Annotated in this window: 23 protein-coding genes; 15 read left to right on the forward strand and 8 right to left on the reverse strand. The window is 51.4% G+C overall.

Annotated elements, in window-relative coordinates:
- The first annotated feature begins 612 nt into the window (after positions 1–612).
- From H6G45_RS18910 to H6G45_RS18965, 12 genes are all read left to right on the forward strand, one after another.
- A complete protein-coding gene (locus tag H6G45_RS18910; protein WP_190599922.1) occupies positions 613–1068 on the forward strand; it encodes a helix-turn-helix domain-containing protein in 456 nt (151 codons plus the stop codon).
- Position 1069: 1 nt separating this feature from the next.
- Positions 1070–1642 (forward strand): PIN domain-containing protein, encoded by a 573-nt coding sequence (locus H6G45_RS18915; RefSeq protein ID WP_190599923.1) that lies wholly within the window; start codon positions 1070–1072, stop codon positions 1640–1642.
- A 104-nt stretch (positions 1643–1746) separates the two neighbouring features.
- On the forward strand, positions 1747–1980 hold the full coding sequence (locus tag H6G45_RS18920; RefSeq protein ID WP_190599924.1) for a type II toxin-antitoxin system Phd/YefM family antitoxin: 234 nt from the start codon (positions 1747–1749) through the stop codon (positions 1978–1980).
- 80 nt (positions 1981–2060) lie between these two features.
- Positions 2061–2336, forward strand: a complete 276-nt coding sequence (locus H6G45_RS18925; RefSeq protein ID WP_190599925.1) for a hypothetical protein — start codon at positions 2061–2063, stop codon at positions 2334–2336.
- A gap of 124 nt (positions 2337–2460) precedes the next feature.
- Positions 2461–4434, forward strand: coding sequence for a class I SAM-dependent DNA methyltransferase (locus H6G45_RS18930; RefSeq protein ID WP_190599926.1), 1974 nt, complete (start codon positions 2461–2463; stop codon positions 4432–4434).
- Positions 4431–6263, forward strand: a complete 1833-nt coding sequence (locus tag H6G45_RS18935) for a DUF262 domain-containing protein (protein ID WP_190599927.1) — start codon at positions 4431–4433, stop codon at positions 6261–6263. The genes H6G45_RS18930 and H6G45_RS18935 overlap by 4 nt, the downstream gene beginning before the upstream one ends.
- Complete coding sequence (locus tag H6G45_RS18940; RefSeq protein ID WP_190599928.1) at positions 6260–7615, forward strand: restriction endonuclease subunit S; 1356 nt, start codon at positions 6260–6262, stop codon at positions 7613–7615. Before H6G45_RS18935 ends, H6G45_RS18940 begins: the two co-directional genes overlap by 4 nt.
- Complete coding sequence (locus H6G45_RS18945; protein WP_190599929.1) at positions 7612–8148, forward strand: zeta toxin family protein; 537 nt, start codon at positions 7612–7614, stop codon at positions 8146–8148. The genes H6G45_RS18940 and H6G45_RS18945 overlap by 4 nt, the downstream gene beginning before the upstream one ends.
- Entirely contained in the window at positions 8145–8321 is a 177-nt protein-coding gene (locus H6G45_RS18950; RefSeq protein WP_190599930.1) for a hypothetical protein, read from the forward strand. The genes H6G45_RS18945 and H6G45_RS18950 overlap by 4 nt, the downstream gene beginning before the upstream one ends.
- A gap of 21 nt (positions 8322–8342) precedes the next feature.
- On the forward strand, positions 8343–8984 hold the full coding sequence (locus H6G45_RS18955) for a DUF4433 domain-containing protein (protein ID WP_190599931.1): 642 nt from the start codon (positions 8343–8345) through the stop codon (positions 8982–8984).
- 16 nt (positions 8985–9000) lie between these two features.
- Positions 9001–10056 (forward strand): macro domain-containing protein, encoded by a 1056-nt coding sequence (locus H6G45_RS18960; RefSeq protein ID WP_190599932.1) that lies wholly within the window; start codon positions 9001–9003, stop codon positions 10054–10056.
- The gene (locus H6G45_RS18965; RefSeq protein WP_190599933.1) at positions 10056–13025 is read left to right on the forward strand and encodes a type I restriction endonuclease subunit R; all 2970 of its coding nucleotides are present in this window, start codon (positions 10056–10058) and stop codon (positions 13023–13025) included. Before H6G45_RS18960 ends, H6G45_RS18965 begins: the two co-directional genes overlap by 1 nt.
- Positions 13026–13030: 5 nt before the next feature.
- On the opposite strand, the gene H6G45_RS18970 is transcribed toward H6G45_RS18965, so the two are convergent.
- From H6G45_RS18970 to H6G45_RS18980, 3 genes are all read right to left on the reverse strand, one after another.
- Positions 13031–13363, reverse strand: a complete 333-nt coding sequence (locus H6G45_RS18970; protein ID WP_190599934.1) for a hypothetical protein — start codon at positions 13361–13363, stop codon at positions 13031–13033.
- A gap of 166 nt (positions 13364–13529) precedes the next feature.
- Positions 13530–14033: a DUF1772 domain-containing protein gene (locus H6G45_RS18975; protein WP_190599935.1), complete on the reverse strand. Its 504-nt coding sequence runs from the start codon at positions 14031–14033 to the stop codon at positions 13530–13532.
- A gap of 141 nt (positions 14034–14174) precedes the next feature.
- Positions 14175–14804 carry an SDR family oxidoreductase gene (locus H6G45_RS18980; RefSeq protein WP_190599936.1) on the reverse strand — a complete coding sequence of 210 codons (630 nt, stop codon included), beginning with the start codon at positions 14802–14804 and terminating at the stop codon, positions 14175–14177.
- 516 nt (positions 14805–15320) lie between these two features.
- Here H6G45_RS18980 and H6G45_RS18985 point away from each other — a divergent pair.
- Entirely contained in the window at positions 15321–16193 is an 873-nt protein-coding gene (locus H6G45_RS18985; RefSeq protein WP_190599937.1) for an AraC family transcriptional regulator, read from the forward strand.
- Positions 16194–16228: 35 nt separating this feature from the next.
- Here H6G45_RS18985 and H6G45_RS18990 read toward each other — a convergent pair whose 3' ends face one another.
- On the reverse strand, positions 16229–18103 hold the full coding sequence (locus tag H6G45_RS18990; RefSeq protein WP_228024075.1) for a hypothetical protein: 1875 nt from the start codon (positions 18101–18103) through the stop codon (positions 16229–16231).
- A gap of 716 nt (positions 18104–18819) precedes the next feature.
- Between H6G45_RS18990 and H6G45_RS18995 the strand changes: the two genes are divergently transcribed.
- A complete protein-coding gene (locus tag H6G45_RS18995) occupies positions 18820–19287 on the forward strand; it encodes a MarR family transcriptional regulator (protein ID WP_190599938.1) in 468 nt (155 codons plus the stop codon).
- A gap of 245 nt (positions 19288–19532) precedes the next feature.
- On the forward strand, positions 19533–19943 hold the full coding sequence (locus tag H6G45_RS19000; protein ID WP_242018268.1) for a hypothetical protein: 411 nt from the start codon (positions 19533–19535) through the stop codon (positions 19941–19943).
- Between the two features lie 201 nt (positions 19944–20144).
- On the opposite strand, the gene H6G45_RS19005 is transcribed toward H6G45_RS19000, so the two are convergent.
- The 4 genes from H6G45_RS19005 to H6G45_RS19020 form a co-directional block, all read right to left on the reverse strand.
- On the reverse strand, positions 20145–20315 hold the full coding sequence (locus H6G45_RS19005) for an addiction module antidote protein (protein WP_228024073.1): 171 nt from the start codon (positions 20313–20315) through the stop codon (positions 20145–20147).
- Positions 20316–20323: 8 nt separating this feature from the next.
- Positions 20324–21868 carry an MFS transporter gene (locus H6G45_RS19010; protein WP_190599939.1) on the reverse strand — a complete coding sequence of 515 codons (1545 nt, stop codon included), beginning with the start codon at positions 21866–21868 and terminating at the stop codon, positions 20324–20326.
- Positions 21869–21933: 65 nt separating this feature from the next.
- Positions 21934–22167: a 2-dehydropantoate 2-reductase N-terminal domain-containing protein gene (locus H6G45_RS19015; RefSeq protein WP_190599940.1), complete on the reverse strand. Its 234-nt coding sequence runs from the start codon at positions 22165–22167 to the stop codon at positions 21934–21936.
- Positions 22167–23684 (reverse strand): acyl--CoA ligase, encoded by a 1518-nt coding sequence (locus H6G45_RS19020; protein WP_190599941.1) that lies wholly within the window; start codon positions 23682–23684, stop codon positions 22167–22169. Before H6G45_RS19020 ends, H6G45_RS19015 begins: the two co-directional genes overlap by 1 nt.
- Positions 23685–23764 lie beyond the last annotated feature (80 nt).

The raw sequence follows: 23764 nt of genomic DNA on the forward strand, positions 1-23764 counted from the left end.
TGTCCCGTTTCTCGTTTCAATTTAAGCAAATCCTGAACGGTCGTTTTGCTTACTTGAAACTGCTCTGCTACTTTTCTAATTGAGGTTCCACCACCTTCATAGGTCTTGACTATCCTTTCTCTTAGATCAACTGATAGAGCTGGCATTTTACTTTTCGATGAACTCCCCTGAATATTTGTCCCTCATTGTACCACCTCGTCATAGAATCCGCCGTAACACTGCGCATTGATCTGGGATTTGATAGAGCTAGGTAGGCAGGTCATCGCGAAGAACTCCTCTGACATGAAAGTCCGATCCTGACTTTGTAGTGATAGCTTGCATAGCATCAGTGTGAACAAAGCCCCGGTCGGGTAGGAAGATCATCTTGACCTCTTGAGGCAATTGGGCAGCGACTTGATAGAGGATTCTGGCGATTTGTCCACTTTTTTCATACAGGGTCAACTGCCTGACAAAGAGTTGTACCGCCCCTGTTAACCACCGCCTTCACCACCAAGATCAGAGGCGATCTCTGAGGCAGCGCAGATTATTCGTTTGTTTCGTCTATTGCGTTTATTGCGTTTGTGGGATTAAAGTGATTCTATTACATGAACTACTCACGATACCGAGATTCCTATGGCAATCTCCAGCCCAAGGCTCCAGCTACCCACGGAGTCTGAAATTGAACTGTCTCAAATAAGCAGCCGCATTCTGTCAGCTCACCTGCGCGGCGCAACCCAGCGTCTCAAGGTCGTTGAAGAGGATGGTAGCGAAGAAACCGTTGAGATTCCTGCCAGTGCCCTCCATCTTCTGGTCGATATCCTGGCTGAGATGGCCCAGGGCAACGCCGTCACCCTCATTCCCATCCATGCCGAACTCACCACCCAAGAATCCGCCGATATCCTCAACGTCTCCCGTCCCTTCCTGATCAAACTCCTAGACTCCGGTGAGATTCCCTGTCGAATGGTCGGCAAACACCGCCGCATCCGTTTCCAAGACCTCATGGACTACAAACAGAAAACAGACGAAGCCAGAACCCAAGCCCTTGATGCTCTGGCCCACCAAGCCCAAGACCTGGGTATGGGTTATTAGCATGCCCTCAAACTACACAGCCCTCTACGATGCCTGTGTGCTTTATCCTGCTCCCCTGCGGGATCTTCTCCTGCAACTAGCCCTGACTGACCTCTTCCGAGCCAAGTGGACAGATGACATTCATCAGGAGTGGCTCCGGAATGTTCTCAACAAGCGGCCTGACCTGACCTTAGAGCAACTCACCCGCACCCGAGACCTCATGAATAGCCATGTGCGGGACTGCCTGATCACAGGCTATGAATCCTTGATTCCTGCTTTACACTTACCAGATCCCGATGATCGCCATGTTCTTGCCGCTGCCATCCAAGGGGGCGTGGATGTGATTGTCACCTTCAACCTCAAAGACTTTCCACCTCGGGCATTAGCTCCCTACGATATTGAGGCGCAGCACCCGGATGAGTTTATTGCCTGCGTCATCGATTTGAAACCGATTACAATTGCTCAGGCGGTAGAGACCGTGAGAAGGCGGCTACGCAGTCCCCCCATGACCAAGGAAGAACACCTAGAAACGCTTTTGTGCCTGGGACTACCGTTAACCATTTCTAGGCTACGTGAGATTTGCTACGAGATCTAGGTACCCCTATTCCTACTGCCGTAGCTCGAACAAATCGTGCAACGCATCGCCAAGCAATTTCAGGGCAAGAGATCGTTAGAGTAGTTACCAAGGAGGGTTCGATCATGCCAACTCTGACCATACAGGAAGCACAAGCCCAGTTGCCCGACCTGATCCATCACCTGAGCCTCGGCGAAGAGGTGGTGATCACTGAGAACGACCAGCCCGTGGCAAAGCTGGTACCGACCACGCCGCCCGCCGAGGCCCGAAGAGTCCCCAAATTCGGCACGTTAAAAGGAACCGTACTTTCGATGGAACACTTCGACGATCTATTGGAGGAGTTCGAGGACTACATATGATGCAACTGCTCCTAGACACGCACACGTTAATCTGGGCGGTCGATGATCCTGTTTAGATACCTCCCGTGGCCATGACCGCAATGGCTGACTCTGCGAACGACCACTATCTGGGAAATGGCCATCAAGTTCAGCAAAGGCAGGCTCCCATTGTCACTGCTCTACCGTCCCTGGATGGACAAGGCGACGCCATTCCTGCCCTCACCGTCACCTACGCCCAAAAGGGGACTTCGATCCACCCCGTTCCTGCATGGGGTATGTATCCCACAGAATTAAGATCAGTACCGAGAACACTAATTGTTCTCTACAAAGTACTCCCACTGGGGTTGTACCAAATTCACCTAGAATTAGGGCATTAGCTAGCAAAAGCGGCAATAGCATAACATTACTGCCATTAAGACCCCTGGCAATGCTCAAGGTATTAAGTAGCTGGAGCCTAACTTTTCTTAATGGAATAGAAAACAGCCAAGACACCGCGAATCTATGAACCCTGTAAGCCACAACAACATCGTTAACTTTATATGGGGTATAGCAGATGATGTTTTACGGGATGTCTACGTGCGGGGCAAGTACCGTGACGTGATTCTACCGATGACGGTCATCCGGCGCCTCGACGCACTTTTAGAGCCTAGCAAGGAAAAAGTCCTCGGTATGAAGAGTCAGTTAGATGCAGCAGGTATTGCTAACCAGCACGCGGCTCTCTGTCAGGCCTCCGGAGAAGCTTTTTACAATACCTCACCTTTTACCCTACGTGACCTGAAGAATCGTGCTAAGCAACAGCAGCTCAAGGCTGATTTCGAGGCTTACCTAGATGGCTTTTCACCTAACGTCCAGGAGATCCTCGACAAATTTAAGTTCCGCAACCAAATTCCTACGCTGATCGAGGCAGATATCCTCGGACACCTGCTAGAGAAGTTCCTCGACTCCCGCGTCAACCTTAGCCCCAAGCCCTTGCAAGATACGGAAGGTAGGGAGCTACTTCCGGCACTCGATAACCATTCTATGGGCACCATCTTCGAGGAACTGATCCGTCGCTTCAACGAGGAGAACAACGAGGAGGCGGGGGAGCACTTTACCCCTCGGGATGTGGTCAAGCTTATGGCTGACCTAATCTTTCTGCCCATTGCCGACTTGATTGAATCTGGTACCTACCTAGTTTATGACGGGGCCTGTGGTACCGGCGGTATGCTGACGGTGGCGGAGGAACGCCTAGCTGAATTGGCTCTGAACCATGGCAAGGAGGTCTCCATCCACCTCTTTGGACAGGAAGTACAGCCTGAGACCTATGCCATCTCCAAAGCCGATTTACTCCTCAAGGGTGAAGGGGCTGAGGCGGAGAATATGAAGTATGCTTCCACCCTCTCCAGCGATGCTTTCCCGTCGCAGGAATTCGATTTCATGCTGTCTAACCCCCCCTATGGCAAGAGCTGGAAGACTGACCTGGAGCGCCTGGGGGGTAAGGGAGACATCAAAGACCCGCGCTTTGTTACCCAGCACGGTGGTGACTCAGAATACAAGATGATTACCCGCTCCTCAGACGGGCAGCTGATGTTCTTGGTCAACAAGATCGCCAAGATGAAACACAGCACCAGCCTAGGTAGCCGTATCGCTGAGGTGCACAATGGGTCATCGCTCTTTACAGGGGATGCGGGCCAGGGCGAAAGTAATATCCGCCGCTGGATCATCGAAAACGACTGGCTGGAGGCCATCATCGCCCTGCCGGAGAACATGTTTTACAACACTGGCATCGCTACCTACATCTGGCTATTGACTAATCGTAAGAGCAAGGAACGCCAGGGTAAGGTTCAGCTTATCGATGCAACAGAATGGTATGTGCCCCTACGACGTAACCTCGGCAAGAAGAACTGCGAGTTCTCCGAGGAACAGATGGGTACCATTGTGGATTTGGTGCTTCATCCAGTGGAGACAGAGAAATCGAAGATCTTCCCCAATGAAGCTTTTGGCTACTGGAAGGTGACCGTAGACCGCCCTTTACGGGTGCAGGGGGCAGATCCCCATCGGGTCTATAAAGCAGCTGAAATTAAGGCCCTCAAGGCTGAAGGCAGGGTTACGGAAGAGGGTGTGCCAATTATTAAGAAGATCCACAAGAAGGGAACCCAGCCTGACCCAATCCATGGTTTGTTTGAGGTAGAGATCGCCGGGAAGTCTTGCACTGTGGAGTATGAACCGGATACAAACTTGCGAGACAGTGAGCAGGTGCCGCTGCTGGAGGAAGGTGGTATCGAGGAGTTCTTCCAGCGTGAGGTGTTGCCCTACACCCCGGATGCCTGGATTGACCCCAACAAGACTCAGATTGGCTACGAGATCTCATTTACAAGGCACTTCTACAAGCCTGCACCGATGCGGACCCTAGACGAGATCAAGACCGATATCTATGCCCTGGAGCAGGAGACGGAAGGGCTGCTAGAACAGATTGTCGGGGAGGTGGAGCTATGAAGGAAATCCGCGGCGACGCTAAGAATATACGAACACTACTTGGTGGTGCTAAGTATGCAATTGACTACTATCAAAGGGAGTACCGCTGGAAGCGTAAGCAGATTACTGAGCTGATCGACGACCTTGCAGAGAAGTTTACAGAGAGCCATGAAGAAGGCAATGAGCGTTCCGCCGTTGAAGGCTACGGGCACTACTTTCTCGGGTCGATTATCGTTAGCGACAAGGAGGGGCGCAAATACATCATTGACGGGCAACAGCGCCTCACATCATTGACTTTGCTACTCATTTTCATTCATCGACAGCTTGCCGACGAGGAGCATAAGGGGCAACTTACCGACCTCATCTTTTCCCAGAAGTTTGGCAAGCGCTCTTTTAACTTGGACGTGCCTGAGCGCAACGCTTGTATGGAGGCATTGTTTACCGGAAAGCTCTTCGATGACAGTGACCAGCCTGAGTCTGTCGTTAATATCGTTCATCGATTTCAAGACATTGAAGAGCATTTTCCAGAGGAACTTTCGGATGCAAGCCTCCCTTACTTCGCTGACTGGTTGATTGAGAATGTTCACCTGGTCGAGATTACTGCCTATTCTGATGCTGATGCCTACACCATCTTCGAGACGATGAACGACCGTGGGCTCTCGCTCACACCCACCGATATGCTCAAGGGGTATCTATTAGCCAATATTACAGATCCCGATATCCGGGTTCGTGTAAGCAAGGTCTGGCGGGACCAGATTGCTAGGTTACAGAGTTTAGGTAAGGAAGAAGATGCCGATGCTATTAAGGCCTGGCTCCGTAGTCAGTATGCTCAAACCACGCGGGAGCGGAAACGAGGGGCACAGCCCCGGGACTTCGACTTAATTGGCACTGAGTTTCACCGCTGGGTCAGAGACAATGAGAATGCGTTGGGACTTGATGCCTCGTCAGAGTTTGCCCGCTTTATTGAGGAGGACTTTGCTTTCTATGCCCGCTGGTATGAAAGAATTTACCATGCCACTGAGACCCTAACACCGGGGATGGAAGCAGTCTTCTACAATGCTCAGCACAACTTCACATTGCAGTACCCCGTGCTCCTTGCCGCTCTCCGAAGAAGCGACTCTGAAGCAGAGATATTACGCAAAATACGCATTGCGGCTGGCTACATCGACATTATTCTTGCTCGACGTGTATGGAACTGGAAAGCAATTTCCTACTCGAACATGCAGTACAACATGTTTTCGATTATTAAGGAGATACGAGGAAAATCACCGGTGGAGCTTGCAGAAATACTGACAGCCCGCCTGACTGAAGATGAAAATAGCTTTGAGGGCAACGACCGCTTCTCCCTACACCGTATGAATGGTAAGCAGATACAGCTTCTACTAGCTCGCATGACTAACTTCGTTGAAGTACAGTCTGGTCGGTCATCCCGCTATGTAGAGTACACCACCGGTCAAGGTAAGAAGCGCTACGAGGTCGAACATATCTGGGCTAACCACCACGAGCGGCATAAGGATGAATTTAGTCACCCGTCAGAGTTTGACGAGTACCGCAACCGCATCGGTGGGCTGTTGTTGTTACCGAAGAGCTTTAATGCAAGCTATGGCGACTTACCATACATCCAAAAGCGCAAACACTATACCAAACAAAACTTACTGGCCCTGAGCCTCCATGGACTAGCTTACAAAAACGACCCAGGGTTTAAACAATTTATAAGCAAGTCAAGTTTACCTTTCAAGCCTCATAGGAAGTTCAAAAAAGCTGACCTCGACGCACGGCAGGATCTATATAACCAGATTGCCGAGCAGGTATGGAGTCCCAATAATCTGCTGCGGGAGGTGGAGCCATGAAACTGAAACCCTATCCCGAATACAAGGATTCCGGTGTGCCGTGGTTAGGTAAAATACCAGCGCACTGGCCTGAGAAACGAGCAAAGTATTACTTTAAGGAAGTTGATGAACGTTCAGAAACAGGGGACGAGGAAATGCTTTCGGTGTCGCACATTACGGGGGTGACGCCTCGTAGCCAGAAGAATGTGACCATGTTCAAAGCCGAGTCGAATACCGGAGATAAGTGTTGCCAACCCGGTGATCTAGTTATCAATACGATGTGGGCCTGGATGTCTGCATTAGGTGTCTCAAACCATGCTGGAATTGTTAGTCCTGCTTATGGTGTTTATCGACCGATAAACAGCCAGGATTACGAAAACTATTATCTGGATCACCTGTTGCGAATTGGAGCTTATAGGTCGGAATATATCTGCCGCTCAACAGGCATCCGCTCGTCCCGACTTAGGCTCTATCCAGATAAGTTTCTCAGTATGCCTGTGGTTTGCCCTCCGCAGTCAGAGCAGCAGTTGATTGCACAATTCCTGAAGGCCCAAGACTATTTGTTTCGCAAATTCATCCGCAACAAGCGGCGGCTAATCGAACTGCTAAAGGAGCAGAAGGAGAACATCATTAACCAGGCTGTTACCCGTGGGCTAGACCCTAACGTTAAGCTCAAACCCAGTGGTGTGGATTGGATTGGGGATATACCAGATCATTGGGAGGTTAGACGAGTAGGAAACTTCGCAAGGGTAGGCAACGGCTCAACACCATCAAGGAGCATGCCCGGATACTGGTTGAACGGACATTTCCCCTGGCTTAACAGTTCGCAAGTAAACCGTGGCTTTATTGATAGTGCCGATCAATTTGTTAGTAGCCTCGCTTTACGGGAATGTCACCTACCCCTTTTGAATAAGGGTACACTCCTTGATATTGAAGCAACCATCAATCAACATTTAGCATTCATTGACATTAGAAACCCTATTGTTTCTGTCGAGTATTTGCAAAAAATATTTAGTGCATCTTATAACGTATTGCGCTCAATAAGTGATGCTTCTGGCAGCACTAAAGGCGCACTGACATGCGATGACATCAAGAAATTCAAGGTTCCTTTACCACCAATTAATGAACAGGATCAAATTCTTCTTCACACTAGAATAACTACGAATGCCATCGATCAGACCATCACCCGTGCCGAGCGTGAGATCGAACTGATGCGAGAATACCGTACTCGCCTAATCTCCGATGTCGTTACCGGGCAAGTAGACGTGCGGGACATCGAAGTGCCGGAGGTGGTGAAGGAAGACTTGTTAGACCTAGAGGAAGACTCCTCGGAGGCTATGGACGATGAGCTAGAAGCCGGGGAGGAAGAATGAACCGCCAGTCTGCACCGGAGCCAAAAGTTATCATCATTGCTGGTCCCAACGGAGCAGGAAAAACTACCTTTGCTGAAGAATTCTTACCCCAGGAAGCCCAGTGTTTAACCTTTATCAATGCTGATCTCATCGCTGCCGGAATAGCCCCCTTTGAACCAGAACAGGCTGCATTTCGAGCAGGGAGACTGATGCTAGAGGAGATCCAGAACCATGCTCGGCGGGGGCAGAACTTCGCCTTTGAAACAACCCTGAGTGGTCGCAGTTACGCTCGCCTCATTCCCATCTGGCAATTGCAGGGCTACATCGTGAAACTATTCTTTCTGCAACTGGCATCCCCCGAACTAGCCATTGCCCGGGTAGCGCAACGTGTTCGAGCTGGAGGGCATCACGTCCCCGAAGCAGTTATTCGCCGGCGCTTTGCGGCTGGGTTACACAACCTGGAGACCCTCTACAAACCAGTAGTTGACGAATGGATCTGCTATGACAACTCAGGCAGTGAACCTGTGCTTATTAAGAAAGGAGGTAAGTTATGACCAATCAACAAGGTAATGTTAATGCCCGCAACAGAGAAGAAGATCCAGACATCCTGGGGGCAGAGAATGCTTTGAGGCGGGCCGGTCAGAGGGCACGGGAACGGGCTAAACAAGCCGGAATCGGTGTCATTATCTTTAAAGATGGCCAGATTGTCGAAGAAATGCCCGAGTGATCAACCTCCTTAACCCCAGTCGTGACCATTCCCGCTTGTCCCAAGATTTACCACATTGTCCATGTGGATCGGTTGCCCTCAATTATTGCTGATGGGTGTCTGTGGTGCGATGCGGCGATCGCCCAGCGGAATACTGGGGGAACAACCATCGGGATGAACAAAATCAAGCAACGGCGGTTGAATGAATTGACCTTGTCTAGCCATCCGGGTTTGTACGTGGGGCAATGCGTGCCCTTCTATTTTTGTCCTCGTTCCATCATGTTGTTTCTCATCCACAAGAAGAATGCCGAGTTGAGCTATAAGGGAGGACAGGAACCGATCATTCACCTAGAGGGAGATTTACTCAAAGCTGTGAACTGGGCTAATCAGCATAACCTCCGCTGGTCTTTTACCCTCTCCAATGCTGGCTCATATTACTTTGAAGATTGTAATGACTTAGCGCGGTTACCCGAAATTGATTGGTTAGCGGTGCAAGCTACTAATTGGCGGGGTCAGAAACAAGAAGGTAAGCAGGCAGAGTTCCTGGTAGAAAACACCGTTCCATGGCATCTTGTCGAACGTATCGGGGTAAAATCACGAATAATTTATGATCAAGTGAGTAAGGCTTTGCCCAAAGGGGGACATCATCCACGAGTAGAGATCAAACCAGAATGGTATTACTAATCTGGAGGAGGCGCTAATGTTTGAATGTAAAAGTGGCAACATCTTAGCAGAGGATACCGAAGCCCTGGTCAACACCGTCAACTGTGTGGGCGTGATGGGCCGCGGCATTGCCTTACAGTTCAAAAAAGCCTTCCCAGATAACTTCAAAGCCTATGCCAAAGCCTGTAAAGAAGAAAAGGTTAAACCCGGCGAAATGTTCGTCTTTGAAACTAGACAACTGGTAAACCCTCGTTTAATTATCAACTTTCCAACCAAACGACACTGGCGTGCCCATAGCCGTATAGAAGACATTGAAATTGGGTTGACAGCCCTTAAAAGTACTATACAAGAATACAAGATTCATTCCATCGCCATTCCCCCTTTAGGCTGTGGGTTGGGCGGACTTAATTGGGGTGAAGTCAAAACCCGTATTGAGGCAGCCCTCAAGCCTCTTGATAATGTAAGGATTGTCCTCTATGAACCCCATGGCGAACTAGCTCAAGCAAAAACCCTACAGGGTCTTCATCCACCAAATATGACCCCTGGCAGGGCTGTGTTGGTTGAATTGATCAACCGTTATCTACAAGGATTGCTAGATCCCTTTATTACTCTGCTAGAAATACATAAGCTAATGTACTTTATGCAAGAGGCAGGGGAATCCCTAAAACTGAGATACACAAAAGCGCCCTACGGCCCCTACGCCGAAAACCTACGCCATGTCTTGAATGTGATTGAAGGACACCTAATTACCGGATACGCAGACGGAGGTGATCAACCAGATAAACCCATTGCCCTACTGCCCAATGCAATTGAAAATGCGACAGTATTTTTACAGGATTATCCAGAGACTCACGCAAGATTTGAACGAGTAACCAAGTTAGTAGAGGGATTTGAATCTCCCTTTGGCTTAGAACTTCTGTCCACTGTGCATTGGATAGTTAAGAACGAGTCTGTCAATTCACCATCTGATGTCATTGATCGTACCTATGCGTGGAATCAGCGTAAACAACAATTTACGCAGAGACAAATTGGGCTAGCGATCAATGTTCTTAACAAACAAGGATGGCTTAAGCTATCCCAAGTTGAATCCTAATGAAAACCACTGACACCAGCGAGAAAGGCCTAGAGAGCATAATTGTAAGCTCCCTGGTGGATGAGGCAGGCTACATATTGGGTGACCCCAAGGACTACGACCGGGAGCATGCCATCGACCTGGCTAAGCTGTTACAGTTCCTTGCCACTACCCAACCCGACACCTATGAAGCTTTAAGCATCAAGGAGGAAAGTCCTCGGCGCACCCAGTTTTTGCACCGGCTACAGGGTGAGATCGCCAAGCGGGGTGTAGTGGATGTGTTACGTACCGGTATCAACCATGGTCCAGCCCATGTGGATCTTTTTTACGGTACACCTACCCCAGGCAACCTAAAGGCAGCAGAACGGTTTGCGGCTAACATCTTCAGCGTCACCCGCCAGCTCCGCTACAGTCGTGGGGAAACCGCCCTTTCCCTCGATATGGCTATCTTCATCAATGGGCTCCCCATTGCCACCTTTGAGCTTAAGAATCGGCTCACCAAGCAAACTGTCTTAGATGCAGTGGAGCAGTATCAACGGGATCGAGACCCCAAGGAATTACTGTTCCAGTTCGGTCGCTGCGCTATCCACTTTGCTGTAGATGACCAAGAAGTACGCTTTTGTACCCACCTCAAGGGCAAGGGGTCTTGGTTTCTACCTTTTAACAAAGGTTACAACGACGGCGCAGGTAATCCCCCTAATCCAGCAGGACTAGCCACCGACTACCTTTGGAAAGAAATTCTCTCTAAAGATGGGTTGACCGACATCTTGGAGAACTATGCCCAGATAGTCGAGGAAAAGGAAGAAAAGACCGGCAGAAAGACAATTAAACAGGTCTTTCCTCGGTATCACCAGTTAACCGTGGTGCGGCGGCTTCTAGCTAGTGCTAGGGAAACCGGGGTGGGAAAACGTTACCTGATTGAGCACTCAGCAGGCAGTGGGAAAAGTAACTCCATTGCCTGGTTAGCCCATCAACTGGTAGGGCTGGAGCACAACAGCAAAGCGTTGTTCGATTCGGTCATTGTGGTTACCGACCGGCGGGTACTAGACAAGCAAATCAAAGACACTATCAAGCAATTTGCTCAAGTCTCCGCTACTGTTGGCCATGCCGAGCGTTCAGGGGACTTGCGCCAGTTCATCAAGGCCGGGAAGAAAGTTATCATCACCACGGTGCAAAAGTTTCCCTTCATTCTTAACGAGATTGGGGACGAACACCGCCAGAGCAAATTTGCCATCATCATCGACGAAGCCCACTCTAGCCAGGGCGGCAAGACCACCGCAGCGATGAACCGCGTATTAGAAGCTTCAGTCCCCTACAGCGGCTCCGATGAGGAGGGGGAAGAGACTGTCGAGGACAAAATCAACAAAATCATGGAAGGGCGGAAGATGGTAGGTAACGCTAGTTACTTTGCCTTCACTGCGACTCCGAAGAATAAGACCCTGGAGATATTCGGCGAGCCTGACCCACAGCCTGACGGCACAGTGAAGCATTACCCTTTCCATAGCTACACCATGAAGCAAGCTATTCAGGAAGGCTTTATTCTCGATGTGTTGAAAAACTACACGCCGGTGGATAGCTATTACCGCTTAGCCAAGGTAGTGGAGGATGACCCCGTCTTTGATGCTAAGAAAGCCCAGAAGAAACTGCGCCGCTATGTGGAGTCCCACGACCATGCCATCCGGGAGAAGACTGAGATCATGGTGGATCATTTCCACACCCAGGTTATAGGCCATGGCAAACTCGGGGGACAAGCCCGGGCCATGGTGATTACCAACAGTATTGCCCTAGCTATCCAGTATTTCCAAACCTTCAAAGACTATCTCCAAGAACGCAAAAGTCCCTACCAGGCGATCGTGGCGTTTTCCGGGGAGCACGAATATGGAGGCGTGAAGGTGAGCGAAGCGACGCTGAACGGGTTTCCCAGTAGCCAAATTACGGACAAGGTAAAGGAAGACCCCTACCGTTTCCTCATCGTCGCCGACAAGTACCAGACGGGTTACGATGAGCCCCTACTGCACACTATGTACGTGGACAAAGCTCTCTCCGGCATCAAGGCAGTGCAGACTCTCTCCCGCCTTAATCGAGCCCATCCCCAGAAGCATGACACCTTTATACTCGACTTTTACAACGACTCGGAAACAATCCAATCATCCTTTCAGCCCTATTACCGCACCACCATCCTCAGCGATGAAACTGACCCCAACAAGCTCCACGACCTAAAAGCGGCTTTGGATGGACACCAAGTCTACACGCAGGACCAAATCGACTATCTAGTGGGGGTGTATCTGAAGGGAGCAGATCGAGACAAGCTTGACCCAATTTTGGATACCTGCGTGGCCACCTACAATGCTGATCTAGACGAAGTTGGACAAGTAGACTTCAAAGGCAAGGCCAAAGCTTTTGTCCGCACCTACGGCTTCCTAGCATCGATCCTGCCTTACTCCAATGCCCAGTGGGAAAAACTGTCCATCTTCCTCAACTTCCTCGTCCCCAAGCTTCCAGCGCCCAGAGAAGAAGACCTCTCCCGCGGCATCCTAGAGGCGATCGACATGGATAGCTACCGTGTTGAGATGAAAACTAGCCTGAGGATTGACCTATCAGATCAAGACGCTGAGGTAAGGCCTGTACCAACGGCTGGAGGGGGAAGCAAACCAGAACCCGAGCTAGACCAATTAAGCAACATCATCAAAACGTTCAACGACCAGTTCGGCAACATCAACTGGAAGGATGGTGACAAGATCCTCAAAGTCATTGCTGAGGAGATTCCAGCCAAAGTAGCCGCTGATGTAGCCTACCAGAACGCCATGAAGAACAACGATAAAAAGACCGCCCGGATCGAACACGACGCAGCACTGCAGAGGGTCATGATCGAATTGTTGTCCGACCACACTGAGCTGTTCAAACAGTTCAGCGACAACATGTCGTTCAAAAAATGGTTGGGCGATACCATCTTTGGTGCCACCTACCGGGAACATCGACAGGCAAGCTAATAAAATCAACTAGCTATTAGCAGTTTTTGCAATTCTAGAGCTGGGTCGATGATGTTAATATCCTTGTCTGTAACTACCGTTTCTTCACCTTCAGCACATTCATAAACCACATAGGTCCAGATGCCCGGGCTCCCGGCATCAACTACTTCTGACTCATAGAAGGTAACGGTTTCGTCTTCCTCACACTCATAGTAGGAAGAGAGTATATCCTCCCAATGGCAGTCGGACATTTCCATGGTCTCTTGGATGGAAGCTAGCACCCCAGCGATGTGGTGAGGCTGGGTTTCTACCTGCACCAATCTTTCCTCTTCCCACTCGAAGTTATGCAAGGACAACATAACCTAGTCCTCTAATTCTTGATGCCTTGATTCTAGTTCCACCCTGGGGTTAGAGCACCCTGCTCATCAGTTTTCTCCCCTGTAGGGGTCGCAACAGAGACACGCGACCCATTCAGCCAAACCGTCGAATGGGTGGCTTATCCAGTCAATGTTACGTCGTTGTGATTCAGAGTTGAAAGAGCAACACCAGCAAGACTACCGACGTTAGACTCGCCAGCAGTGTCCGACTGACGTTCCACCGATTCCAACGAGGCTCAAAGCTTAGACGAGCGGATTTGAGGGCCGTTTCGCCCATGGCATCCACATTGAGCTCTTGGAGTTGATTGTTGAGCGGCACATTAATCGTAAAAGTGGAGAGTTGTACCCCTAGCATGTAAACCAGCAGTACTGCGAGCAATAGCAACCGCTGAGAGCCTTCTAGTTGACTGAAACCTAGACCAGTTACGGCTACTGATGCCACCACGGAGCCGACCCAGACAGCTACAAAGACTGGCTGTTTTTTTTGAACGACACCGTCGATGACTTGAAAGGCACGGATAAAATCACGATCTCTCAATTGCTTAATTCCTGGCATGACGATGGTGGCAAAAGCAAATAGGAAACCTGCGACAAGGGAGCACAGCAAAGTCGTCACAATCAGCAGAATTTGAAAAGCTACTTCAGTAGACATGGTTAAGTTCTTCAATGTTCAAAATTAGTTGCGGGCAGTAACGAAGAGTTGGATGGTCGCTAGGCAACCAGGCAGGGGACCCAAGATCGCGGTGGCGACTGGCCGAATCCCCTATTCTGGAGCCGTTCGAGGGAGCACAGCTTAGTAAGACAAGCTAGGGCTTTGGTACAGGGAGGACTGATCCGAGAGCTGCTTCAGGATGAAATCGGCAACGTCGGCCCGAGAAATCTGTAGCGTGATGTTACGATCACTGCTAGGAAAACTGTGATGATACTGCCCCGTGTGCGGTCCATCAGTAAGGGCACTCGGGCGCACGATGGTCCAATCTAAACCACTGCTTTTTACCAGCGCTTCTTGCCGCTGGTGATCGGCAAAGACCTGGCGCAGGATGAAGCCAAACATAACGTACTTCCAGTAAAAGTTTAGGTTGCTCCAACTTTCTCCAGCGCCTAGGGTCGATAGGCAAATTAACCGACGCACGCCTACCTGCTGCATCGCCTTGATAATCTGCTGGGTACCTTCTGAGCGAATGGTGCTCTTTAACTGTTTGCCCGCCCCTAGGACACACAGCACTGCATCTTGTCCCTGGATGGCGGTTTCGACTGCTACGGAATCCATCACGTCTCCTTGGGCGAGGCGGAGTTGAGGATGCTGAATATCGAGCTTGGTCAAATTGCGAGCAAAGGCGGTGACAGTATGTCCCTGTTCTAAGGCTTGTTGAACAGCCTGCCGACCGACAGTTCCAGTGGCACCAAAAATAACTAGTTTCATGGCTTGAAAGCTCCCTAAGTAATGACAGTTTCAGCTTAAGGAAATCGCCAAAACCAGGCTGTCAGGTTCTTGCGGGACTATCACTTTCTTGCGATCTCTTTTCTAGAACTAAGACATTCTGACTGCGACAGCATAAGAATGGGGCTTTGAAAGGCAGGATACACTGCTCCCTCTTCTGCTGCTGTTTCATCTGAAGGTGCGAGTTCTGGCATAAGCCGAGAGATATCGGACCAAAACTAGTGAGGCAACGATGTGATGCCCCACTGTACCAGCGGACCCAAAAATCAGGAGGTTCATCCAATGGCCTTCAGAAAGATGACATTCTTGCTAATGAAGGTCGGCTTGAAGGAACTTTCATGGTTTGCAGCTCTGGCACGTTCTGGTTACGAGTTGTCGTTGTAGAGCGAAACACTTAAGATTGATTCAACATTTTGCACTGTTCACAAGATTTTGTGTGGAACGGCTTGAAAATCGGACCGTTGATACGAATCGCGAGTCAAGGAACCCAATAAACTGATGGCCGCTGCGCAACCGCAAGCAGACTTGCCCCTAGAGTCACCGTCAAATGTGACGGCGTCGGCGTCCCAACCGTCAGAGATTCGCCTGGAACATCTGCAATTTCCGCCAGGGGAAGCGACAGTTCACAGTCCTGACCATCACACCTTATTCATCAGTTTGGCGCCGCGACCGATTCAATATCACCAGGCCCAAGACGGCAAAACCCACGAAGCGCTTTATCGGCGTGGCGATTTCACGATTACTCCGGCCGACCTACCATTCTTTGCGCGTTGGCAGGGCACCGAAAACTGTTTGCAATTACAGATGAGCGATCAATTCCTGCGCTCCGTTGCCCAAGAAACCCTGACCGGTTACAGCGATCACCTCACTCTGGTTCCTACCTTCCAAAGTCGCCAAGGGTCGATTGAAGCGATCGCGACACTAATGTTGATTGAATTGCAGCACCGGCAGTCTGGCAGTGCCCTGTATTTGGACTCGCTGGCCCAATCCCTGACCGTCCAATTGCTGCGGCAGCACAGCAGCGCCCAACCACAATTGCCTAAGTATGAAGGGGGCTTGCCACCTTACCAATTGCGTCGAGTCTTGTCCTATGTGGATGCCCATCTGACCCAAGACATTAAATTAGCTGACCTGGCACAACTATTGACGATGAGTCCGTTTCATTTTGGGCGGATGTTCAAAAAGTCAGTGGGAATAGCTCCCCACCAATATGTGATTCAGCAACGAGTTGAACGCGCTAAAACCCTCCTAAAAAAGAGTGATCTCGCCATCATCGACATTGCCCTTGATTGTGGTTTTAGCAGTCACAGTCACCTCAGCCAGCAATTTCGCAAAGTGATGGGGATGACACCCAGAACCTTCAGAGGCTAGGCGTTTAGACATGGAGTTTCGTAGACAAGGTTTAGTTAGTTAACCAACTCCAAGGAGGAAGACAAAACAGCAATGCCTCCAATCCAATTATCAGCACCCTCACAAGGCTTAACATAAAGCAGCTCGGGATGACGAGAATGCTTAGCTCCTCGACAAATACGTACCTCAGTTCCAGAAGAAATTGAGCAAAGCTTAGAACTGGACGGTTTACCGTGAAATCTCTTAGAAATTAAACCCACTGCTTGAGAAGTCAAAATATAAACCTTCATATAGGAGGAGGGTGGGGCATAAATCTTAGAAGACTTATCACACTTGAGTTTGGTCAATTTATTTTCACTGTCTTTTTTTAACGAACTTTCAGTGGGGGTGGGGCATAATTTAGAGCTCTCTCTAGGTAAGGACTCTGAACTTTTTGACTTGGGCAAAGTTCTTGGCTTTGGAAGCTGAGTACTTACAAAGGGAACCTCGGCGGAAGACTGACCAACTATCGGGTTTTCTAGCCCAGTGTCAATGAAATTGTTGCTAGCACTATCTGATTGGATACCCAGCTCTGGCTCTTCCTTAACGACTTGAGGAGTTTTTTCTGTTATCACCTCAATCTGCCTATCAATAAACTCAGGCTCAGTTACTGCACTGGGAAGTAGGCTTGATATTTCAAGGTCTGCCAATTTAATACACTGTGGATGCCAGAACTCTTTATATCGAGCTAAGGTTTTATCAGAGGCACGGATGCCAAATATCTCTTTGATTGCCCCAATTAATAACTCTTTCAGTTCTCCGACCTTCCTTGGCAACACTTTCACCGTTTCCGAAAGATACTCCATGCCCTGTTTAATACGCTCAATGGCACCTTTTTGTCGGCTCTGATTAACTAAATTCTCCTTCGGTGGATTTTCTGGGCGACAACCTTTTTTCTGCAAGTCATTAAAGCTGCCAATCCGGCTTGGTTCACTACCATAGGGGTAGTAATACTTCTCTATGCACCTTCCCCAGTCCTTAGCACGACGGTGGATATTATGCTTGTGTCGACAATATTTTTGATAACCAGGACTCGATTCTGCTGTTTCTACTATGTAGTCCGCTAGGGCTTGCCCTTCTAGCCCCTTAAAGACACGCCCATAGGTACTGATTATCCGCAACAGGTCGTTAGTCTGTCCGAAACTTGTCCAGCCCTCAGCTATCTGTTCCCTTAGGTCTTGGGCAAAGCTACACGCATCAGCTTCCCCTTTGACCCGTCGAAAATGTTTTATGTGACTGGCACTCTCTATCGCTGTTTCAATCAGCTCTATGTCCTGTTCTTCTGCCGCCGCTTCCCCTTGCTCTAAGAAAACTTCTATCTCGTTACTGTAGGGGACGAAGTCTTTGTCCAGTAGGTAAGACCCCCGCTGTAACGGTAGTCTTAGAGCTTTATACGCTGTTTTACTATGCTTACTGTAGCCCTTGGTGTTGGGGAAGATTTCCAACTTGCCATCTTTTACTTCATACCCCGCTTTGTTTGCTGTCAGCCGCAACATATGCGCCAGCTTAAACGTGGGCAGAGCTTTCGGGAACACAAAGTACACGTGCAAGCCTTCACTGTTAGAGGACTGCACTGTCACTATGCTGTTTATACCCACCTCTTCGTAGGCTCCTAACAACTCTCGGTATTGCGCCTCGCTGTTACCTGGATGATAGGGACTCTGACGGTCAATATCTAGCACCGCATAGTGAGTCGTGGTGCCAAAAGATAGCCCTATCAATCTCTCCGGGTCCTGATACATGCTCCATAAATTGCGGTGCTCTATTGGGTAATCACTTATAGTTATCCACTCTGGGGTTGAGCTATAAGAACTTTTTATAAAGTTAAATCGATGGTTAAAAAATCTACAAAACCTTTGCCCCGTATAACTTTGGGGCAGGTGCTTAGTCATTAGCACTGCTCAGATACTCTCCTATTTTTTCCCAGGAGGAGCTATCCGGCAAATTGGTATGCTACACTGACGACAGTATTTGTTGAGTCTGTGTAGCTACCTGTGGCGTGCCTGAGAAACACGCTTTGCCAGGTGGCTTTAACCTTTTCTGGGGGGTACGTTAAGAACTTGATGTTCTTATTAAGTTAGGTTGACTCCCTCTCTTAATTGCTTAGAAAATGGGCCACTGTATCATAGCCTATTTCCTGAACGACACCCCCACATTTTTTCACCTTTTCCCTAAACCCCATATATCAAGGTTTTAGCGCCACTCACCAAGGAGGGTCGACGGTCTACTCTGTACACGCATAGTTAGCCTAGGGCTTCTTGGGACGCTGTCAGTGAAGTTAATTAAACCTATGATGCTCCCCATTGTCTGGACACAAAAACAGAGCTCTTCAATTTCCTGAAGCTATTTAGAGGGGAATGATGACATCACTAAAAGCTTTTATATAGCTTTCACAACAATAATCCCGTTTGCTTGATCTCCTCAAACATCCTTAAAAAAACTCCTTTTGGTTTAGTAATAAACGAAGCTTGATCAAACATTGAGTCTGAGAATTTGTTCATTGTGTAGGTCATGGTCGACTGGCAAACATGAGCATAGAATTACCTAAAATCGGCATTAGCAAAGATGGTACACTAGTAATTATTCTCGTTCTTTATTTCCTTCGTGGATGCCTAGTCCAATCTCTAACTCAGAGTTCCTCCAGCAGTGGCACCATACGTTAGCCCCCCACAACCTAGGCTATAAAGTCAAACTGGTTTCTCAACTGATGTACCGCCACTTTTTGGAGCGTCTAGAACCTTACGGGCTAACGCCCTTTCACTATCTGGTTCTGTGCTGTCTTTGGGAAGAAGATGGGCTATCTACCTCAGGTATTGCCGACAAGCTCAAGCAACTGGGGGCGACTCTGACAGGCGTAGTTGATCGCATGGAAGACCGCAAACTGGTCTACCGTGAGCGTGACCCTAGTGATCGGCGAATTATCCGCATCTGGCTCACTGACGAAGGCAAAGCTCTAATGACCGTCCTCCCCCCAATTGGTGCAGAGACCATTGATCGATCAACCGCCGGGATTTCAGAAGCAGAGCAAGCTGTTGCCATTCGGGTTTTAGAGCAAATTATCCACAACCTGCTCTAGGAGACTATCCCCGTCTTCGTTGACTTTAACAATTATTTAATGTGTTAATAGTCAATATATCAAGTAATTGTGGCTTGGTTATTCCAGCCCACAATCCGCCTGCAGAGGCTTCCACCTACCCAGCAAAGAAAAATATGTCAAAACTGTCGATCCAACAGAAAAAATGGCTGTTATCTGCCCATATTGGATTTGCTGCCCTTTGGACGGGGGCTGTCTTGAGCATGTTTCTGCTCTCACTGCGAAATATGTCTCCGAGTAGCGGAGACGAGCTTTACACGCTCAATGCCGCCATTAACCTGCTAGATGACTACATCGTAATCCCTGCCGCTATTGGTTCAGTGCTGACCGCCACAGCCCTGTGTTGGACGACCAACTATGGCTTTACTAAGTTCTATTGGGTGATCACTAAGTGGGTCTTGACCACAGGGTTAGTGATCTTTGGCACTTTCTGGCTCTTTCCCTGGGGCAATCAAGCAGAGCAGATATCTGATCAAGTTAGGCTACAAGCGTTGAATAGTGCGGTCTATGCCTTTGATGCCAAGGGAGTGCTAATCGGTACCCTAACCCAAGCTATTTTTTTGATCATCATCATTGGCATTTCAACCCTTAAGCCTTGGGGAAGACGCGCAACCATAAAACAGACTCAAAATAACTAAGCCTGGGTTGAACCCGATGTGGACTAGTTGCAGATTTTTCCTTAGCGTACAATTTTTTCCTTTTTCCGTTGTGACCCCGGCATCTAAAACTCCAGCAGGGAATCGGTGGTGGCTTGTCCACTCGAGGGGCTTGTTAGACAGCCGTCTCCGCTTGAACAGCAGGACTGGCATGCAGTTGAAGCCCGAGTGCAGCAATAACCTTTAAGACGGTTCCACGTTCAGGATTACCGCTAGAGGAGAGAGACTTTCGCGACCCAGTCCAGCTTTCCGTTCAATCTGTGTCATGCCTTTGGCACGAGCGATATCACCCAGTGCAACAGCTACCAGCCTTAGATCTCCATCCTCTAGAGCAGCTTTGAAATAGGCAGCCATGTCTTCACTCAGCGCCGACGGCCGTCGTTGACCGTTGCTACAGACTTGGGTCCCATCGGCGCGCTCCCGGGAAGCTCCGCCCCGCGCAGAACAGACACCACCGCGCCCACCAGCCCCATGGCTGCCGCCAGTCGATAGGCCAACTGCTGGGCCCCCAAAAAGGCGTCCAGGGGCTGTCCATTCAGGCGCGCGCCCACTACCCCGGCCAAGGCGCCATCAGCGCCTGCGGCCCCGAGGGCGTGGGCGAGAAGCGTGGCCGCCAACGCCGCCCCGATCGCCTGGCCGAAGTTGCGCGCCATCGAGAAGAACCCGTTGGCCACACTGAGGTGTTCGGGAGGAATGGTGTTGAGGGTGGCGCTGTTGTTGGGCGGATGAAAGAGCCCGCCGCCCATGCCCATCAGCACCAGGGGCCACACGATGACGGCGGTGGAGGAGTGAGGACCGAGCCAGGACAGGCCGAGCAAGCCCGCGCTGAGGCTGAGCATCCCAGCGGTGCTGAGGGTCCGCCCCCCCACCCGGTCGCCCAAGCTGCTGACCGTGAGACTAGTGGCCGTGGCTACCAGCGAGAGCGGCACGACCAGCACACCCGCCATCACGGGCGAGCGCCCCAGCACGAGCTGGGCGTACAAGGGCAGCAGGAAATAGCAGGACACCGCGGCGATGAAGTAGAAAGCGGCCGCCACCGAGCCGCACAGGAAGGCGCGTGAGCGGAACAAGTTGAGGGTCAGCAGCGGTTTCGGCAGGCGCCGCTCCACGATCAGGAACAGCACCAGTACCACGCCGCCGCCGATGAACAGCGCCAGGTTGGCCAGGGTCAGCCCAGTGCTCGAGAGACGTTCGATTAACAGGAAGGGAGCGCTGGTGGCCACGATGGCGAGCACGGCGCCCGTCCAGTCCATGGCGGTACGGTCCTGAGGGCGAGGGCGGGCCTTGAGAACACGCAGGCTGAGGATCAGCCCGGCCAGGCTCACCGTCAGGATGACGAGAAAGATGGAGCGCCAGCCGAACTGGCCGATCAGTAGTCCTCCGAGCACCAAGCCCGTGACCTGGGCCAGCGCCAGGATCGAGGCATTGACCGCCATGGCCTTGCGCCGCTCCTGCTTGGGGAAGACCGCGGTAATCTCGGCCATCACGTTGGCCAGCACAAGGCCACCGCCGATGCCTTGCAGGATTCGGAAGGCGATCAGGCTCCCGACGGTGGGCGCCATCGCGCACAGGACGGAACTGAGCACAAGGACACTCATGCCGGTGACGACAATGCGCCGTCGCCCCCAGATGTCGGCCAGCCGACCGGCCGGCAACAGGGTGACCGTGACGGTGAGCAAGTAGGCAACGATCACCCACTTGAAGACAGAAAGGCCGACACCAAAATGGCGGGACATTGCCGGCAGGGCCAGGGTGACGATGAAGCCATCCATATACACCACAAAGTTGCCGCATTCGACCGCCGCCAGGGTCCACCAGCGATCTTGTCCCCCCGGAAGACCTCTGCATGGTTCTGTGCAGCTGGGTTGGCCTGGACCATGGCAGTTACTACCGTGATGGTGAATCATTATGTTTTCGACTCTAACTGTTTGCAGCTGAACTTCTTCTGGGCCTTCCTTCAGTATGGCTGGTCTCAGCCTGGCAAGCCGACAGCTCTTGCAGTGCTGGTGATGGATCTGGCAGGCGAATCGGTGCAGCTTGGATGCGCAATGCGTTCCTCACCGTCGATCAGCAGTTTCAGTCCGTTGGCCTGCATGGCCTCGAGATGCGGTCCGCGCGCGATCAGCGTCACATCCTCCTCCGCGAGCGCGAGTTGGACCCCCAGATAGCCGCCGATAGCGCCGGCACCGTAGATACAGATACGCATTAGCCTAGCCCCAGCTTCTCTGCCAAACCGATACGCTGGAGCTTACCCGTGGGTCCGTTTGGAATCTCCTCCAGAAATAACACCTTGCGTGGCACCTTGAAGTCCGCGAGGCGGCCGGCGGCGAAGTCGCGGAGGTCACGCTCGCTGGCCCGCTGGCCCTCGCGCAGCACCACCGCGGCCGCCACCTCTTCGCCCAGCTTGGGGTGCGGCATCGCAAAGGTCACCACCTGTTGCACGGCGGGATGGTCCATGATGACGTCGTCCACCTCGCGCGGCGAGATCTTCTCACCACCGCGATTGATGATCTCCTTCAGGCGCCCGGTGATGCTCAGATACCCCTCGTCGTCCAGCATGCCCTGATCGCCGGTTCGGAACCAGCCGTTGGTGAAATTCTCGGCGTTGGCCTTGGGATTGTTCTCGTAGCCCGGCGTCACATTCTCGCCGCGGATCACGATCTCGCCAACCGACCCGCGCGGCAGAATCGCACCATCGGCGTCCATGATGCCGACCTCGGGACCAGCGGCAATGCCAACGGTGCCGGGCTTGCGCGCGCGGGGCGGCAACGGGTTCGACGTCATCTGGTGGGCGGCCTCGGTCATCGCATAGGCCTCGACCACGGGCGCGCCGAAGGTCTCCTCCAGCGCGTGCATCACCTGCTGCGGCAGCGACGAAGACGACGAGCGAATGAAGCGCAGCTTGGCCGCGTCGACGATGTCCTTGCTGCGTGCCGCGCGCGGCAGGATGACCTGGTGCATCGTGGGCACCGCCGTGTACCAGGTCGGCTTTGCTTCATCGAGCCAGGCAAAAAACTTCAGCGCATTGAAACCCGGTGCACAGAACACGCTGGCGCCGACGCGCAGCGACGACATGATTGCCGCCATCAGACCGTGAATATGGAACAGCGGCATCACGTTCATGCAGCGATCGTCGGCGGTCAACGCGAGCGTCGTGCTGATATTACGTGCCGATGCGCAGAGGTTGCGATGGGTCAGTGGCACGATCTTGGGCCGCGATGTGGTGCCCGAGGTGTGCAGGACCAACGCGATGTCGTCCGGTTTCACCAGCCCGCTGTTCGCTGCCGTGTCGCCACTGGGCGCGCCGTCGAATGTAAAGGTGCCAGCCGCCTCGCCAGCGACGATGCGCAGGATAGGAATGCCGAGCTTGTCTGCGGCGGCGACCGCCGGCGACTCGCTGCCCTGCTCGACGATCAGCGCCTTGGCATTCAGATCAGACAAATAGAACTCGAACTCGTCCAGCCGATACGCCGGATTCAACGGTGCCGTGGTAGCCCCGCAGGCAACGCTGACGAAGGCGGTTGCCATCTCGGCACCGTTGGGCAACACGATAGCAACCCGATCGTTGCGCCCAACACCGCGCTGGTCCAGCGCCGCGACCGTCTGTTCGGCTTGCGCCCGCAGTCCGGCGAAGGTCAGGCTCGGGCGCTCTGGCGCCAGGATGGCCTCGGCGGCGTCGACGCCAGCCGAGATGAGTTCGAATACAGTGGTGGCTTCGGCCATGGCCGGTTTCTCCCAGGTTTTCGTTCAATCTGGTGCTCGGCCTGGCGGGGGCCGAACATCCAGCATGTCAGTGGTTCCAC

The organism is Synechocystis sp. FACHB-383 (assembly GCF_014698605.1).
GTDB lineage: Bacteria > Cyanobacteriota > Cyanobacteriia > Cyanobacteriales > Microcystaceae > Synechocystis > Synechocystis salina.

Bases quoted from the DNA above. Each gene is read 5' to 3' on its own strand.
- H6G45_RS18910 (WP_190599922.1), top strand. From the start codon at position 613: ATGGCAATCTCCAGCCCAAGGCTCCAGCTACCCACGGAGTCTGAAATT.
- H6G45_RS18915 (WP_190599923.1), top strand. From the start codon at position 1,070: ATGCCCTCAAACTACACAGCCCTCTACGATGCCTGTGTGCTTTATCCT.
- H6G45_RS18920 (WP_190599924.1), top strand. From the start codon at position 1,747: ATGCCAACTCTGACCATACAGGAAGCACAAGCCCAGTTGCCCGACCTG.
- H6G45_RS18925 (WP_190599925.1), top strand. From the start codon at position 2,061: ATGGCTGACTCTGCGAACGACCACTATCTGGGAAATGGCCATCAAGTT.
- H6G45_RS18930 (WP_190599926.1), top strand. From the start codon at position 2,461: ATGAACCCTGTAAGCCACAACAACATCGTTAACTTTATATGGGGTATA.
- H6G45_RS18935 (WP_190599927.1), top strand. From the start codon at position 4,431: ATGAAGGAAATCCGCGGCGACGCTAAGAATATACGAACACTACTTGGT.
- H6G45_RS18940 (WP_190599928.1), top strand. From the start codon at position 6,260: ATGAAACTGAAACCCTATCCCGAATACAAGGATTCCGGTGTGCCGTGG.
- H6G45_RS18945 (WP_190599929.1), top strand. From the start codon at position 7,612: ATGAACCGCCAGTCTGCACCGGAGCCAAAAGTTATCATCATTGCTGGT.
- H6G45_RS18950 (WP_190599930.1), top strand. From the start codon at position 8,145: ATGACCAATCAACAAGGTAATGTTAATGCCCGCAACAGAGAAGAAGAT.
- H6G45_RS18960 (WP_190599932.1), top strand. From the start codon at position 9,001: ATGTTTGAATGTAAAAGTGGCAACATCTTAGCAGAGGATACCGAAGCC.
- H6G45_RS18965 (WP_190599933.1), top strand. From the start codon at position 10,056: ATGAAAACCACTGACACCAGCGAGAAAGGCCTAGAGAGCATAATTGTA.
- H6G45_RS18970 (WP_190599934.1), bottom strand. From the start codon at position 13,363: ATGTTGTCCTTGCATAACTTCGAGTGGGAAGAGGAAAGATTGGTGCAG.
- H6G45_RS18975 (WP_190599935.1), bottom strand. From the start codon at position 14,033: ATGTCTACTGAAGTAGCTTTTCAAATTCTGCTGATTGTGACGACTTTG.
- H6G45_RS18980 (WP_190599936.1), bottom strand. From the start codon at position 14,804: ATGAAACTAGTTATTTTTGGTGCCACTGGAACTGTCGGTCGGCAGGCT.
- H6G45_RS18985 (WP_190599937.1), top strand. From the start codon at position 15,321: ATGGCCGCTGCGCAACCGCAAGCAGACTTGCCCCTAGAGTCACCGTCA.
- H6G45_RS18990 (WP_228024075.1), bottom strand. From the start codon at position 18,103: ATGACTAAGCACCTGCCCCAAAGTTATACGGGGCAAAGGTTTTGTAGA.
- H6G45_RS18995 (WP_190599938.1), top strand. From the start codon at position 18,820: ATGCCTAGTCCAATCTCTAACTCAGAGTTCCTCCAGCAGTGGCACCAT.
- H6G45_RS19000 (WP_242018268.1), top strand. From the start codon at position 19,533: ATGTCTCCGAGTAGCGGAGACGAGCTTTACACGCTCAATGCCGCCATT.
- H6G45_RS19005 (WP_228024073.1), bottom strand. From the start codon at position 20,315: ATGGCTGCCTATTTCAAAGCTGCTCTAGAGGATGGAGATCTAAGGCTG.
- H6G45_RS19010 (WP_190599939.1), bottom strand. From the start codon at position 21,868: ATGATTCACCATCACGGTAGTAACTGCCATGGTCCAGGCCAACCCAGC.
- H6G45_RS19015 (WP_190599940.1), bottom strand. From the start codon at position 22,167: ATGCGTATCTGTATCTACGGTGCCGGCGCTATCGGCGGCTATCTGGGG.
- H6G45_RS19020 (WP_190599941.1), bottom strand. From the start codon at position 23,684: ATGGCCGAAGCCACCACTGTATTCGAACTCATCTCGGCTGGCGTCGAC.